13 protein-coding genes are annotated in these 14,426 nt (G+C 71.7%); 11 read left to right on the forward strand and 2 right to left on the reverse strand.

Features of this window, described 5'->3' with window-relative positions; translation table 11 throughout:
• Positions 1 to 60 precede the first annotated feature (60 nt).
• From hutI to ABT123_RS05685, 5 genes are all read left to right on the forward strand, one after another.
• Complete coding sequence (gene hutI, locus ABT123_RS05665) at positions 61 to 1,233, forward strand: imidazolonepropionase (RefSeq protein ID WP_351310089.1); 1,173 nt, start codon at positions 61 to 63, stop codon at positions 1,231 to 1,233.
• A gap of 113 nt (positions 1,234 to 1,346) precedes the next feature.
• Positions 1,347 to 2,039, forward strand: coding sequence for an LPXTG cell wall anchor domain-containing protein (locus ABT123_RS05670; protein WP_351310091.1), 693 nt, complete (start codon positions 1,347 to 1,349; stop codon positions 2,037 to 2,039).
• Positions 2,040 to 2,053: 14 nt separating this feature from the next.
• Positions 2,054 to 3,067: a hypothetical protein gene (locus ABT123_RS05675; RefSeq protein WP_351310093.1), complete on the forward strand. Its 1,014-nt coding sequence runs from the start codon at positions 2,054 to 2,056 to the stop codon at positions 3,065 to 3,067.
• Between the two features lie 86 nt (positions 3,068 to 3,153).
• Complete coding sequence (locus ABT123_RS05680) at positions 3,154 to 4,263, forward strand: hypothetical protein (RefSeq protein ID WP_502970880.1); 1,110 nt, start codon at positions 3,154 to 3,156, stop codon at positions 4,261 to 4,263.
• A gap of 14 nt (positions 4,264 to 4,277) precedes the next feature.
• A complete protein-coding gene (locus tag ABT123_RS05685; protein ID WP_351310095.1) occupies positions 4,278 to 5,576 on the forward strand; it encodes a hypothetical protein in 1,299 nt (432 codons plus the stop codon).
• A gap of 75 nt (positions 5,577 to 5,651) precedes the next feature.
• Here the strand turns inward: ABT123_RS05685 and ABT123_RS05690 are convergent, their stop codons facing one another.
• Positions 5,652 to 7,142 (reverse strand): peptide MFS transporter, encoded by a 1,491-nt coding sequence (locus ABT123_RS05690; RefSeq protein WP_351310097.1) that lies wholly within the window; start codon positions 7,140 to 7,142, stop codon positions 5,652 to 5,654.
• Positions 7,143 to 7,429: 287 nt separating this feature from the next.
• Between ABT123_RS05690 and ABT123_RS05695 the strand changes: the two genes are divergently transcribed.
• Both ABT123_RS05695 and ABT123_RS05700 read left to right on the forward strand, forming a co-directional pair.
• A complete protein-coding gene (locus tag ABT123_RS05695) occupies positions 7,430 to 8,107 on the forward strand; it encodes a response regulator transcription factor (RefSeq protein WP_283450654.1) in 678 nt (225 codons plus the stop codon).
• A gap of 9 nt (positions 8,108 to 8,116) precedes the next feature.
• The gene (locus ABT123_RS05700; RefSeq protein WP_351310099.1) at positions 8,117 to 9,382 is read left to right on the forward strand and encodes a sensor histidine kinase; all 1,266 of its coding nucleotides are present in this window, start codon (positions 8,117 to 8,119) and stop codon (positions 9,380 to 9,382) included.
• A 9-nt stretch (positions 9,383 to 9,391) separates the two neighbouring features.
• Here the strand turns inward: ABT123_RS05700 and ABT123_RS05705 are convergent, their stop codons facing one another.
• Positions 9,392 to 9,907 (reverse strand): GtrA family protein, encoded by a 516-nt coding sequence (locus tag ABT123_RS05705; RefSeq protein ID WP_351310101.1) that lies wholly within the window; start codon positions 9,905 to 9,907, stop codon positions 9,392 to 9,394.
• A 205-nt stretch (positions 9,908 to 10,112) separates the two neighbouring features.
• On the opposite strand from ABT123_RS05705, the gene ABT123_RS05710 reads away from it, so the two are divergent.
• From ABT123_RS05710 to ABT123_RS05725, 4 genes are all read left to right on the forward strand, one after another.
• Positions 10,113 to 11,252 (forward strand): 5-(carboxyamino)imidazole ribonucleotide synthase, encoded by a 1,140-nt coding sequence (locus ABT123_RS05710; protein WP_351310103.1) that lies wholly within the window; start codon positions 10,113 to 10,115, stop codon positions 11,250 to 11,252.
• Entirely contained in the window at positions 11,249 to 11,773 is a 525-nt protein-coding gene (purE, locus tag ABT123_RS05715; protein ID WP_351310105.1) for a 5-(carboxyamino)imidazole ribonucleotide mutase, read from the forward strand. The genes ABT123_RS05710 and purE overlap by 4 nt, the downstream gene beginning before the upstream one ends.
• The gene (locus tag ABT123_RS05720) at positions 11,770 to 12,954 is read left to right on the forward strand and encodes a dipeptidase (protein ID WP_351310107.1); all 1,185 of its coding nucleotides are present in this window, start codon (positions 11,770 to 11,772) and stop codon (positions 12,952 to 12,954) included. Before purE ends, ABT123_RS05720 begins: the two co-directional genes overlap by 4 nt.
• A gap of 214 nt (positions 12,955 to 13,168) precedes the next feature.
• Positions 13,169 to 14,227: a dipeptidase gene (locus ABT123_RS05725; protein WP_351310109.1), complete on the forward strand. Its 1,059-nt coding sequence runs from the start codon at positions 13,169 to 13,171 to the stop codon at positions 14,225 to 14,227.
• Positions 14,228 to 14,426: the final 199 nt, after the last annotated feature.

Genomic DNA, 14,426 nt, shown 5'->3' on the forward strand with positions numbered 1-14,426 from the left:
CCCCAGTTTCGGGAAGGGGCGGGGTGGGGGACAACCACCCCCCGACCACCGCGAGGAACCATGACCACCACCGCCATCACCAACATCGGCAGCCTCGTCACCAACGACCCCGCCCTAGGCGACGGCACCCCCCTCGGCCTCATCGAGGACGCGACCGTCGTCATCGAGGGCGACCGGGTCGCGTGGGTCGGCCCCACCGCCCAGGCCCCGGCGGCAGACACCACGTACGACGCCCATGGCCGCGCCGCCATCCCCGGCTTCGTCGACTCCCACTCCCACCTCGTCTTCGCGGGCGACCGCACCGCCGAGTTCAACGCCCGTATGTCCGGCCGCAGCTACTCCGCCGGCGGCATCCGCACCACCGTCGCCGCCACCCGCGCCGCCACCGACGCCGAACTCGAAGCCAACCTGGTGCGCCACCTCCACGAGGCCCGCCGCCAGGGCACCACCACCTTCGAGACCAAGTCCGGCTACGGCCTCACCGTCGAGGACGAGGCCCGCGCCCTGCGCATCGCCGCCGCCCACACCGAAGAGGTCACCTACCTCGGCGCCCACATCGTCTCCCCCGACTACGCCGAGGACCCGGCGGCCTACGTCGACCTCGTCACCGGCGAGATGCTGACCGCCTGCGCCCCGTACGCCCGCTGGGTGGACGTGTTCTGCGAGAAGGGCGCCTTCGACGGGGACCAGGCCCGCGCCATCCTCACCGCCGGCGCCGCCGCCGGGCTGATCCCCCGCGTCCACGCCAACCAGCTCTCTTACGGCCCGGGCGTGCAGCTCGCCGTCGAGCTCGGCGCGGCCTCCGCCGACCACTGCACCCACCTCACCGACGCGGACGTCGACGCCCTGGCCAACTCCGAGACCGTGGCCACCCTGCTGCCCGGCGCCGAGTTCTCCACCCGCGCCCAGTGGCCGGATGCCCGCCGGCTGCTCGCCGCGGGTGCCACCGTCGCGCTGTCCACCGACTGCAACCCCGGCTCCTCCTACACGAGTTCGATGCCCTTCTGTATCGCCCTCGCGGTCCGGGACATGGGCATGACCCCGGACGAGGCGCTGTGGTCCGCCACCGCGGGCGGCGCCCGGGCGCTGCGCCGTACCGACATCGGCGTCCTCACCCCGGGGGCCCGCGCGGATCTGGCGCTGCTGGACGCCCCGAGCCATGTCCACCTGGCCTACCGGCCCGGTGTTCCGCTGGTGTCGGCAGTCTGGCAGCACGGCCGGCAGGTTCACTGACGGACGGTCAATCCGGGGCTGTCCGTTGTCTTCCCTCCGTAAGGCCCCGGGCGTACCTTGAGCCACCAATCTGATGTGTCGTCAGTAACTTGTGGTTCGAGGGGAAGACGAAGGTGTCCCACCGGAAGCGCTCCACCACGCTCCTGCTCGCCGCCGCGCTGGCCGGGCCGGCCCTGCTGCTGGCGGCCCCGGCCGCCCACGCCGATGTCGTCGACGTCAAGTACGACTGCAAGACCCCCATCGGCGACAAGTCGGCGGTCTCGCCGATCGACATCAAGGCGGTCAAGGACGGCGAGGCCGTCAAGCTGACCATGTCCTTCCAGAAGGGCGTCTCCTCCAGCCCCATCGAGCTCGGCAAGGGCGCGATGAGTCCCAGCGCGCTGATCCAGGTCAAGGGCGCGGAGGAGGCCGCCGTGCCGGTCTCGGGTCCGCCCAACCCCGAGGCCGCGCCCGCCAACACCCCCATCAAGATCACGGACCTGTCGGGCACCTACACGCCCAAGAAGAGCGGCAAGGTCACCTTCACCGCCGGTGTGCTCACCATCAAGGCCATGGGCACGGTCACCACCTGTACGCCCGGCAACGACCCGAAGCCCTCGCTGGAACTGGAGGTGACCGCGGCGGGCGGCGGCAAGGAGAACCCCGCGGCCTCCGCCGGCACCGCGAGCGGCACACTGCCCCAGACCGGACCCACCGACTCGGCCCTCGCCCTCGGCACCCTCGGCGGCACCGTCCTGCTCTCCGGCGCCGCCGGGGTGCTCTGGCTGACCCGGCGCGGCCAGCGGGCCCGGTCGGCCCGGTCCTGAAGGTTCCCGGCCCCGTGCGTGCGCGCCACCGCAGCGGGGCGGCCCGGTTCCCCGCGCCGCCCCTCACCCCCACCCTCGCCCTGACCCTCGCCCTCGTACTGCTGTCCGTGCTGCTGCTGTCGGGGACCTCGGCCGCCCGCGCAGCCGAGCCTGGCTGGACGGCCGAGCCCGCGGCCCGGCCGGGCGGCGCGCCCGGCGCCCGCCCGTTCTTCTACCTGGAAGGAACCCCCGGCACCGTGCTGGAGGACCGGCTGGCCCTCGCCAACCCCACCGACCGGGAACGCACCGTCACCCTGCGCGGTGCCGACGCCTACAACACGGCGGACGGAGCCTTCGCCGTACGCCCGGCCAAGGAGTCGGCCGCGGCAGGCCCCTGGGTCAGCTTCGGCGCCCACGCCACGGTCAGGATCCCGCCACGCAACCGGGCCGTGGTCCCCTTCACCGTCACCCTCCCGGCCGACGCGGTGCCCGGCGACCACCCGGTCGCCCTGGTCGCCGCCGAGGGCGGGCACGAGGTGGGCGTACGGGTCCACCTGCGGGTCAGCGGTCCCGCCCTGGCCGCGCTCACCGTCGAGGACGTGTCGGTGGCCGGCCGGGGCGCGGCGGCCGTGGTGAGCTACGCACTTGTCAACCGCGGGAACGTGGCACTGACCCCGGAACTCTCCCTGCAGGCGGACGGGTTGTTCGGCGAGCTGCCGGGCCGGCCGGCGCACCGGCTGCCGGTGGAACTGCTGCCCGGCCAGCGGGTGACGCTGACCGAGCCCTGGCCCGGGGCGCCGGTGCTGGACGCGGCGGACCTCACGCTCACCGTCACCGCGCCCGGCGGGGCCCGCGCCACCGCGTCGGCCTCGGCGCGCTTCGTGCCATGGCCGGTGGCCGCCTGGACGGGCGTCGGCCTGCTGGTGCTCGGCGCCACCGCATTCACCGCCCGCCTCATGCTCCGCACCCGCCGCACCCCGCCGGCCGCCGCGTCGGAGGCAGCCGGACCATCCGTACGGGAACCCGAGCTGACGGGAGCCTCCAGTTGACCGCCGCGATCCGGCCCCGCCCCGCCCCGCTCCTCGCGGCCCTGCTCCACCGGCTGCTCCATCCACGCGCCCCGCGGCCGAGCCGACTGCGGCGGGCCGGCGCCGCCTGGGTGGCCGGGCTGCTGATCGGCGGCGTGCTCGCGGCCGGCCCGGCCTGGGCCGCACCCGCCGCCGAGGGCAAACCGACCGCGGACCTGTCCCTCAAGGAGGCGGCCAAAGGCACCGAGGTGACCGTGACCGGGCGCGGCTGGCCGGCCGGAACCGTGGTCATGCTGCTGCTCTGCGGGCAGAACATGATCGGCGGAACCAACAGCTGCGCCAACGACGCCGGCCAGGCCGCCTCGGTCGGCGCCGACGGCGGCTTCCGCAAGGCCCTGGCCGTCGTGGCGCCGCCCAAGCCCTGCCCCTGCGTGGTCAACGTGACCTCCGTCAACGGGGACCAGTCCACCCTTGCCCTGCCGCTCAAGATCACCGACCACCCGGTCGCCGAGCTGCCCACGGAGTCCGGCCAGGCCCGTCTCGCGGTGCTCACCGGTGTCCAGCTCAAGGGCGACGACGGGGTGCTGACCTGGTTCGGGGCCCCGCCCAGCCGGAAGTTCACCGTGACCGTCGGCAACCTCGGCTCCGCCCCGGTCAAGGACCCGGTCTTCCAGATCGGCACCGCCCACGGCGTGTTCGCCCCGCTGTGGGAGGAACAGCAGTGGAAGGGCACCATCGCGGCCGGCCAGAAGGCTCGGATCGAGCTGCCGGTGGCCCTCTCGGCGGGCGCGCACGGCGACTACACGGTCTCCCTCAAGTACGGCGACAAGGTGCTGGCCGCGCAGCCCTGGGGCGTCGGCCGACCGTACGGCGTGCTCCTCTTCTGGGGCCTGCTGTGCGTGGTGATCCCGGCCGCCGTCTTCCGGACCGGCATGGCGGTGGTGGACCGGATCCGCCCCCGTACGGACGCCGGGGCCGCCGGCGGCGGCCGGCACCGCGGGGTCGCCGCCCGGCTGCCCGAGGCGGCTGCCGCAGCCGCGGCGGTCACCGCCCGGCTGCCGCGCATCCCGGCCATCCGCAGGCCGGAGCCGGCCGAGCCCCCGCAGACCACCACGGCCGTACTGCCGTGGTTCACCCCGGACAGCGCACCGGGAACAGCACCAGCACCACCATCCGCACCGTCAGAAGACCATCCGACAACGAAGGGACATCCGTGAGAACCCAACGGAGGATGAGCGCGGCCGGGGTCGCGTTGATGCTCGGCGGGGCGGGGATCCTGCTGGCGGCGAGTCCCGCCCAGGCCGCCTCGGTGACATTCAAGACGGAGTGCATTCCGCCGGCGATCTCCGGGCTGCCGGCGATCCAGGGCGAGACGACCGTGGAGATCACGGCTCCGGCGACGGCCAAGGTCGGGGACACCGTCGACGTCACCTGGAAGACCGTCAAGGCGGCGTCAAAGAACCCGAACGTGATCGACCTGGAAAAGAACATGGTCGAGCCCAGCGGCGACCTCAAGGTGGGCGGCGCGCAGTCCGGCGTGGTCAAGATGCAGGGGCCGCGGGAGAACCCGCCCATCCCCAAGGGCGGCGAGATGAAGCTGTCCACCATGACCGGCAAGCTCAAGATCGAGAAGGCCGGCGACATCACGCTCACGCCCGACAAGTACGTGATCACGGTCCACCAGATCATGAAGACCGAGACCAAGTGCGCGCCCAAGGAGACCGTGAAGGCCGGAGCCACCATCAAGGTCGGCGGCGGCTCGGGCAATGGCGGTACGACGAACGGCGGGACCACCAACGGAGGTACGACCAACGGCGGCACCACGAGCGGCGGCACCACCAATGGCGGCACGACCAACGGCGGCACCGGTGGCGGCGGGGGTCAGACCGACTTCCCGGGCAAGCCGGTCGACGTGAAGTTCGACTGCGGCGAGACCGTCCCGGGCGGCATCACCACCCCGGTCACGGTCAACGCCAAGAAGAACGGCGGCAGCTTCGACCTCACGGTCAAAACGGCCAAGGACGCCATGAAGGCCCCGGTGGCGCTGCCCAAGGGCGCCCTGAAGCCCTCGATGAACATCAAGCTCGGCGGCGCCGACAGCGGCACCGTCAAGGTCACCGGACCCGCCAACGCCGAGCCCATCCCCGCCCAGGGCGGGGTCAGCCTGAGCGATATGACCGGCACCTACAAGCCCGGCAAGACCGGCAAGGTCACGCTGAGCCCGGCCGACATGTCGATCGACGTCACCATGGTCGCGGGCAGCCAGCCGCTCACCGTCCCCTGCAAGGCGCTCAGCACCGGCGTCTCCCTGGAACTGGACGCCACCGCCCAGCAGGGCGGCTCCGGCAGCCCCTCCACCACCGGCAGCACCACCACCGGCAACACCACCACCGGTGGTGGCCTCGCCGACACCGGCGCCGAGGACGAGGGCGGTATCAAGGCGCTCGCCCTGGTCGCCGGCACCGTCATCCTGCTCGGCGGCGCGGTCTTCACCTTCACCCCGTGGCGCCGCCTGCGCGGCACCCGCTGACGCTCCGCGCATACGGAAGGGCCCGGCACACCCACAGGTGTGCCGGGCCCTTCCCCACATCAGCGCGTCAGCGCATCAGTGCACGCCACCCATGAGCGGCTGGACCTTCTTGCGGTACATGTAGATCGCGATGCCCGCGAGCGCGGCGAGCGCGCCCTGGCTGGCGAACCAGCCCTGGGTGTCGGTCGGCACGCCGATCAGCTGGAGCAGTGCAATGGTCGAGTCACCGGCGGTGACCGCCAGGAAGAACACGCCCATCATCTGCGAGGCGTACTTCTGCGGGGCCAGCTTGGTGGTCAGCGACAGGCCGACCGGGGACAGGCACAGCTCGCCGACGGTCTGGATGAAGTAGACCGAGACCAGCCACATCGGGCTGACCTTGCCGTCCGCGGCCACACCCTGGGCCATCATCATGACGCCGAAGGACATGCCGATCATCACCAGCGCGAAGGAGAACTTCGCCAGGGTGCTCGGCTCCTTCTGGCGGCGCGCCATGGCCACCCAGGCCCAGGCGAAGAGCGGCGCCAGCGCCATCACGAACAGCGGGTTGAGCGACTGGAACCAGCTCTCCGGGAAGCTGAACCCGAACAGCGTGCTCTCGGTGCTGTCCTTGGCGAACAGGGCCAGGGTCGAGCCGGTCTGGTCGTAGATCGCCCAGAAGATCGCGGCGGCGACGAAGAACCACACGTACGCCGACATCCGGGACCGCTCGACGGTGCTCAGGTCACTGTCGCGCTTGATCCGCAGCAGCACCCAGGCCGGGAGCACCAGGCCGAGGACGGTCAGCGGCCACAGGGCGTAGTTGATCGTGAAGATGCCGGCCAGGCCGATGATCGTGTACGCGGCGGCGGCGACACCGAGCCAGATCAGACCCTTCTTGATGACCGCGGACTTCTGCTCGGCGCTCAGCGGGTCCGGAACCGTGTTGGAGACCGGGTTCAGGTGGCGGAAGCCGAAGAAGTAGAAGATCAGGCCCAGCGCCATGCCGATACCGGCCATGGCGAAGCCGAGGTGCCAGTTGACCTCCTGGCCGACCCAGCCGATGGTCAGCGGGGCGAAGAAGGCACCGAGGTTGATGCCCATGTAGAAGATCGTGAAGCCGCCGTCACGGCGCGGGTCGTTCTTGTCCCGGTACAGCTGGCCGACCATCGTGGAGATGTTGGCCTTCAGCACACCGGAACCGGCCGCGATCAGCGCCAGACCGATGAAGAACGAGATGGACGAGGGCACCGCCAGCAGGAAGTGGCCCGTCATGATGACGACACCCGCGACGGCCACGGCCTTGCGGGCACCCCACACGCGGTCGCCGAGCCAGCCGCCCGGGAGGGCGAGCAGGTAGACCATCGCGTTGTAGACGGAGTAGATCGCGACTGCGGTCGCGTCGTTCATGCCGAGTCCACCGTCGGCCACGTTGGTGGCCAGGTAGAGCACGAGCAGGGCGCGCATGCCGTAGAAGCTGTAGCGCTCCCACATCTCGGTCATGAAGAGGAAGGCGAGGCCGCTGGGGTGGCCGAGGAAGGTCTTCTCGCCGGTACTGGCCGAGTCCTTCGTCAGGCTGGAAGCCATGGTCGATCCTTGCTTGCTCGGGACGCCGCGCTTCGTGAGCGAATCGGCGCCCGGGGAGGGGGCCTTCGGCCATTTTTCGGCACAAAGATCCCCGAGATAGCTCATCAGGTGTCTCGACACCATACGACACGACAGTGTCGGATATGGAAGGACTTGAGATATGGATCACAGGATTCCGCGGAACCGTTTGACCATATTCGAAGGCGGTTAGTAGTTCATAACACCGGATCCACGGGTGCCGTTCGGCCCGCCCCAGCTCGAGGCTGCCGCGCATTACCATCACCCACATGACGCGTGTACTGCTCGCCGAGGACGACGCATCCATCTCGGAACCCCTGGCCCGCGCCCTGCGCCGGGAGGGGTACGAGGTCGAGGTCCGCGAGGACGGACCCACCGCGCTGGACGCGGGACTGCAGGGCGGCGTCGACCTGGTCGTGCTCGACCTCGGTCTGCCCGGCATGGACGGCCTGGAGGTGGCCCGGCGACTGCGCGCCGAGGGGCACGGCTTCCCGATCCTGGTCCTCACGGCCCGCGCCGACGAGGTCGACACGGTCGTCGGGCTGGACGCCGGCGCCGACGACTACGTCACCAAGCCCTTCCGGCTCGCCGAGCTGCTGGCCCGCGTCCGGGCCCTGCTCCGGCGCGGCGCCGCCGAGCCCGCCCAGCCCCCCGCCACCCACGGCGTGCGGATCGACGTCGAGTCGCACCGCGCCTGGATGGGGGAGGAGGAGCTCCAGCTCACCGCCAAGGAATTCGACCTGCTGCGCGTCCTGGTCCGGGACGCCGGCCGGGTGGTCACCCGCGACCAGCTGATGCGCGAGGTCTGGGACACCACCTGGTGGTCCTCCACCAAGACCCTCGACATGCACATCTCCTGGCTCCGCAAGAAGCTGGGCGACGACGCCGCCAACCCGCGGTACATCGCCACCGTGCGCGGGGTCGGTTTCCGCTTCGAAAAGAGCTAGGCACCCCCTGTGCGCCGCCGCCTGATCAACTCCACGCTTGCCGTGGTGCTCGTCGTGATCGCCGTGTTCGGGGTCTCCCTGGTGATCGTGGAAACCCGGACGATCACCAACAGTGCCCAGGAGAGCGTGGAATCCGAGGCCCTCCGCCTGGTCGGCATCGTCGAGTCCCAGGTCCAGGAGCGCGAGCCGATCGATGCGGACGCGCTCGCCGACCGCCTGGATCCCGGGCGCTACGCCCGCATCCAGGTCCCCGGGCAGCCCGACGTGGTGCTCGGAGCGCCGATCGACGGCGGGGTGATCAGGGGCAGCGCCCCCGGCAACCAGGGCGAGACGGTGACCGTCGAGGTGCCCCGCTCCACCGTGACCCGCGAGGTCGGCCGGACCCTGGCGGTGGTCGGCGCGGTCGCGCTGCTGGCCGTCGTGGCGGCCGTACTGCTCGCCGTACGCCAGGCCAACCGGCTGGCGTCCCCGCTGACCGACCTCGCGGAGACGGCCGAGCGGCTCGGCTCCGGCGACCCGCGCCCCCGGCACCGGCGGTACGGGGTGCCCGAGCTGGACCGGGTCGCCGATGTCCTGGACGCCAGCAACGAGCGGATCGGGCGGATGCTGACCGCGGAACGCCGGCTCGCCGCGGATGCCTCGCACCAGCTCCGCACCCCGCTGACCGCGCTGTCCATGCGGCTGGAGGAGATCACGGTCACCGAGGACCTGGAGACCGTACGGGAGGAGGCGTCCATCGCCCTCGCCCAGGTGGAGCGGCTCACCGATGTGGTGGAGCGGCTGCTGACGAACTCCCGGGACCCGCGGACCGGCTCCGCCGTCGCCTTCGACCTGGACGAGGTCGTCAAGCAGCAGCTGGAGGAGTGGCGGCCGGCCTACCGCAGTGCCGGGCGGGCCCTGGTCAGCTCGGGGAAGCCGGGCATGCGGGCGGTGGGCACCCCCGGGGCGGTGGCGCAGGTGCTGGCCGCGCTGGTGGAGAACTCCCTGATGCACGGTGGCGGCACGGTCGCCCTGCGGACCCGGGTGACCGGCAACCAGGCGGTCATCGAGGTCACCGACGAGGGACCGGGAGTCCCCGCCGACCTGGGCAACCGGATCTTCGAGCGGGCCATCAGCGGGCGCAATTCCACCGGAATCGGGCTGGCGGTCGCCCGTGACCTGGCGGAGGCGGACGGCGGGCGGCTGGAGCTGCTGCAGGCGCATCCGCCGGTGTTCGCACTGTTCCTGAGCCGGACCGCGCCGGACCGGGCAGAACCGGAAAAGACCGTCCGCTAGCTCTGTCGGCTAGCTGCCGACGGGGACCCGGGTGTCGCGCTCGGTGCTCTGGCCCTCGCGCTGGCCGACCACCGGGGTGGACACCGGGGCGGGCAGGGCGCGGAACACCCAGGTCCGGTAGGACCAGAAGCGGAAGACGGTCGCGACGCCGATGCCGACGAACTTGAAGATGTTGCTCTGCAGCGGGCTGTCCCAGCCGAAGCCGTAGGTCGCCGCGTACAGGACACCGCTCTCGATGACCATGCCGATCAGGCTGAACAGCACGAACAGGGTCAGCTCGCGCTTGCGGCGGCTGCGGTCGCGGTCACGGTAGGTGAAGTACCGGAACCCGACGTAGTTGCAGAGGATGGCGACGGCGATGGCTATGACGCTCGCCCGCACCACCGCGAGGTCCGTGGTGTGCCGGAGCAGGTTGAAGACGCCCAGGTTGACGAGGACGCCCAGACCGCCGACCGCGCCGAACTTCGCGATCTCCCGGGCGAGACCGCGCGCCCGTCCGAGAACCGCTTCTTTCGCCGCGCTCATACGATCAATCGCCCCTGTCGGTGGTCTGTTGGGTGGCCTGCCGGAGGTCACTCCTGGTCAACCCAGCCATGTTAAGTGTCGTCCTGTTGGTACGTCTGCGCCTTTCGGAACAGATGTGACGAGTTCGTCGCGGGGCCCGCGACCGGAAGCCTTCCGGCCTCGGCCCCCGTCCGGATGGCGGAATACCGGCGGATACCCTGGAGGAGTGACGTTCCCGGTAGTCGGCATGGTCGGCGGCGGTCAGCTCGCCCGCATGACCCACGAGGCGGGTATCCCCCTCGGCATCAGATTCAAGATCCTCAGTGACAGCCCGCAGGACTCGGCGGCCCAGGTGGTGAGCGACGTCGTCATCGGCGACTATCGCGACCTGGACACCCTGCGCGCCTTTGCGCGCGGCTGCGACGTGATCACCTTCGACCACGAGCATGTCCCCACGGAGCACCTGCGGGCCCTGGAAGCGGACGGAATCCCCGTCCGCCCGGGGCCCGCCGCATTGGTGCACGCCCAGGACAAGGGGGTGATGCGCGCCCGCCTCGACGGGATCGGCGTGCCCAGCCCCCGCCACCGGATCGTCTCCGATCCGGCGGACGTGGCCGCCTTCGCGGAAGAGGTCGGCGGTTTCCCCGTCATCCTCAAGACCGTGCGCGGCGGCTACGACGGCAAGGGCGTGTGGTTCACGCGCTCCCCCGAGGACGCGGAGGCCCCCTTCAAGGCGGGCGTCCCGGTCCTGGCGGAGGAGAAGGTCGAGTACGTCCGCGAGCTCGCGGCGAACATCGTCCGCTCCCCGCACGGCCAGGCCGTGGCCTATCCCGTCGTCGAGTCCATCCAGGTGGACGGGGTCTGCGACACGGTGATCGCCCCCGCCCCGAACCTCTCCGAGGAGCTGGCCGGCGAGGCCCAGGCGCTCGCCCTGCGGATCGCCCGCGAACTCGACGTGACCGGCCACCTGGCCGTGGAGCTGTTCGAGACCACCGACGGCCGCATCCTGGTCAACGAGCTCGCCATGCGCCCGCACAATTCGGGCCACTGGACCCAGGACGGCGCGATCACCTCGCAGTTCGCCAACCACGTACGGGCGGTCCTGGACCTTCCGCTGGGCGACCCGCGCCCGCGCGCCCGCTGGACGGTCATGGCGAACGTGCTGGGCGGGGACTACCCCGACATGTACGCGGCCTACCTCCACTGCATGGCCCACGACCCGCAGCTGAAGATCCACATGTACGGCAAGGACGTGAAACACGGTCGCAAGGTCGGCCACGTCAACACCTACGGCGACGATCTGGACGATGTGCTGGAGCGCGCACGTCACGCTGCCGGCTACCTGCGAGGAACGATCACCGAATGAGCACCGCGAACTCTCCGATGAACTCTCCGATCATCGGCATCGTCATGGGCTCGGACTCGGACTGGCCGGTCATGGAGGCCGCCGCCCAGGCCCTGGACGAGTTCGAGATCCCGTACGAGGTCGATGTCGTCTCCGCCCACCGGATGCCGCGCGAGATGATCGCGTACGGCGAGCAGGCCGCCGAGCGCGGCCTGAAGGCGATCATCGCCGGCGCGGGCGGAGCTGCCCACCTGCCCGGCATGCTCGCCTCGGTCACCCCGCTGCCGGTGATCGGCGTACCGGTCCCGCTGAAGTACCTCGACGGCATGGACTCCCTGCTGTCGATCGTCCAGATGCCCGCCGGAGTTCCCGTCGCCACCGTCTCGGTCGGCGGCGCCCGCAACGCCGGCCTGCTGGCCGCCCGGATCCTGGCCACCCAGGACCCGGAGCTGATGGCCCGGATGCGCGAGTTCCAGCAGGAGCTCAACGACCAGGCCACCGAGAAGGGCAAGCGGCTCCGCACCAAGGTGGCGGCGGGATGACCGACCGCCTCGCCGAGGCCAGGGCGCTGCTCGCCGAACACCCGGTGGTCGACGGCCACAACGACCTGCCCTGGGCGTTGCGCATGCAGGTCCGCTACGACCTCGACCGGCGGGACATCGGCGCCGACCAGTCGGCGTTCCTGCACACCGACATCCCCCGGCTGCGGGCCGGCGGGGTCGGCGCCCAGTTCTGGTCGGTGTACGTGACGGCGGAACTGGCCGGCGACGAGGCGGTCAGCGCCACCCTGGAGCAGATCGACGCGGTCGCCCAGCTGATCGACCGTTACCCGGCCGACCTGGTGCGGGCGCTGACGGCCGACGACATGGAGGCGGCCCGGGCGTCCGGCCGGATCGCCTCGCTGATGGGCGCAGAGGGCGGCCACTCGATCAACAACTCGCTCGCGACCCTGCGCGCCCTGCACCAGCTGGGCGTCCGCTATCTGACGCTCACCCACAACGACAACGTGGACTGGGCGGACTCCGCGACCGACGCCCCGCGGCACGGCGGTCTCACCGACTTCGGCCGCGAGGTCGTCCGCGAGATGAACCGCATCGGCATGCTGGTGGACCTCTCGCACGTGGCGGCCACCACCATGCGGGACGCACTCGACACCTCGGCCGCGCCGGTGATCTTCTCGCACTCCTCGGCCCGGGCGGTCTGCGACCACCCGCGCAACATCCCGGACGACGTACTGGAGCGGCTGCCCGCCAACGGCGGCGTGGCCATGGCCACCTTCGTGCCGAAGTTCATCCTGCCGGCCGCCGTGGACTGGACCCTGGCCGCCGACGAGAACCTGCGGGCACACGGCCTCCACCACCTCGACACCACCCCCGAGGCGATGGCCCTGCACCGGGCCTTCGAAGAGTCCCGCCCGCGCCCGGTGGCCACCGCCGCCACCGTCGCCGACCACCTCGACCACATGCGCGAGACGGCCGGCATCGACCACATCGGCATCGGCGGGGACTACGACGGCACCGCCTTCACCCCCTCCGGCCTGGACGACGTCGCCGGCTACCCCAACCTGGTCGCGGAGCTCCTCGGCCGCGGCTGGTCACGGGCCGACCTGTCGAAGCTGACCTGGTCGAACGCGGTACGGGCGGTCCGGGACGCGGAAGCGGTGGCGCGCGAGCTGTCGGCGACCCGGGGCCCGTCGAACGCGGTCATCCCGGCGGCGGGCTGAGCCTGCGGGCGGCGGCGGGTCGGCACAGGACGAGACGGGACGGGGACAGGGAGCGGGACAGGGACGGGACTGGGATGAGGACAGGGGCGTCAGGGGGTAAGTAAGTCACCCGAACGCCACACCCGCCGAGAAGCCACCCGCCCCCCATGTCACGGTGGCAACGAATCCCTGCTGTCCCTGCTGTCCCAGCTGCCGCCTAGACCGGAGCGATCCCATGGCCGACCTGCAGGATGAACCCCAGACGGGCCCCTTCGACGACGGGCCCGTCGCCCTCGGAGCCGAGGACGTCCCGGGCACCCTCGGCCCGTCCTCCCTCGACCGGGCCACCGCGCTGCTGGCCGTACACCCCGTGGCGGACGGCCACAACACCTTCCTCTGGACGCTGCGCCAGTGCCCGTACCACGACATCGAAACCCGTGACATCGGCGTGGACACCGACATCCCGCGCCTGCGCGGCGGGGGAGTGGGCGCCCAGTTCTGGTCGCTGCTCACCCCCGGCGAAGGCACGGTGTCGGACACGCTGGAGCAGATCGACATCGCCCACGCGCTGATCCACCGCTACCCGGACAGCCTCAGCCTCGCGCTGAACGCCGGCGACCTGGCCGACGCGCGGAACCGGGGCCGGATCGCGTCCTTCCTCGGGCCCGCGCCGGGCGCCAACGTCACCGACTCCCTGGGCACCTTGCGGGCCTTCCACCAGCTGGGCGTCCGCAGCCTCGCGCCGGCCGGCGCGCCGTGGGCCGAGCAGGGGCTGACGGCCTTCGGCCACGAGGTCGTACAGGAGATGAACCGGCTGGCGATGCTGCTGGACCTGACCGGCTGTGCGCCGGCCGTGGCCTGCCAGATCGCGAGCGCGTCCAAGACCCCGGTGGTCGTCTCGCACACCGCTGCGGCGGCCCTGACCCGCCACCCGGAGAACCTGCCGGACGAGGTCCTCACCGCCCTGCGCGCGGCGGGCGGCCTCTGCATGGTCACCTTCTGCGCGGACCGTACCGGGGACTCGCTGCATGCGGTGGCGGACCACCTGGACCACGTACGGGCGGTCGCCGGCCCCCAGTGCGTGGGCCTCGGCGCCTCCTTCGGCACGGAGGGCGGCACCCCCCGCCCGACCGGCCTGACCGACCCCTCGGGGTACCCGCGCCTGATCGCGGAACTCCTGGACCGCGGCTGGCCGGAATCGGACGTAGCCCTCCTGACCTGGGGCAATGCCCAACGAGTCCTCCGCGACGCAGAATTCACAGCCCGCGCAGCCCAACACAAAACCCCCCACTGACCCTTTCCCGCCCCCGGCCCGCCGGGGGCGGCTGGCGTCGGGGCACAGCCCCGGGCGCGGGGCCGGGCCCTGGCATCGGCCCGCGCGGAGCGGGGGTGCCGGGCGAAGCCCGGGCACCCAGGCGGGGTCCGGGGCGGAGCCCCGGTTTCGGGAAGGGGCGGGGTGGGGGAATGGCCCCGCGCCGGCGTCCTCGCCTGGC

Source organism: Streptomyces sp. NPDC002054 (assembly GCF_040296685.1).
Classification (GTDB): Bacteria; Actinomycetota; Actinomycetes; order Streptomycetales; family Streptomycetaceae; genus Streptomyces.

Coding starts and splice junctions, on each gene's coding strand:
- hutI (WP_351310089.1), top strand. CDS start 61: ATGACCACCACCGCCATCACCAACATCGGCAGCCTCGTCACCAACGAC.
- ABT123_RS05685 (WP_351310095.1), top strand. CDS start 4,278: ATGAGCGCGGCCGGGGTCGCGTTGATGCTCGGCGGGGCGGGGATCCTG.
- ABT123_RS05690 (WP_351310097.1), bottom strand. CDS start 7,142: ATGGCTTCCAGCCTGACGAAGGACTCGGCCAGTACCGGCGAGAAGACC.
- ABT123_RS05695 (WP_283450654.1), top strand. CDS start 7,430: ATGACGCGTGTACTGCTCGCCGAGGACGACGCATCCATCTCGGAACCC.
- ABT123_RS05705 (WP_351310101.1), bottom strand. CDS start 9,907: ATGAGCGCGGCGAAAGAAGCGGTTCTCGGACGGGCGCGCGGTCTCGCC.
- purE (WP_351310105.1), top strand. CDS start 11,249: ATGAGCACCGCGAACTCTCCGATGAACTCTCCGATCATCGGCATCGTC.
- ABT123_RS05720 (WP_351310107.1), top strand. CDS start 11,770: ATGACCGACCGCCTCGCCGAGGCCAGGGCGCTGCTCGCCGAACACCCG.
- ABT123_RS05725 (WP_351310109.1), top strand. CDS start 13,169: ATGGCCGACCTGCAGGATGAACCCCAGACGGGCCCCTTCGACGACGGG.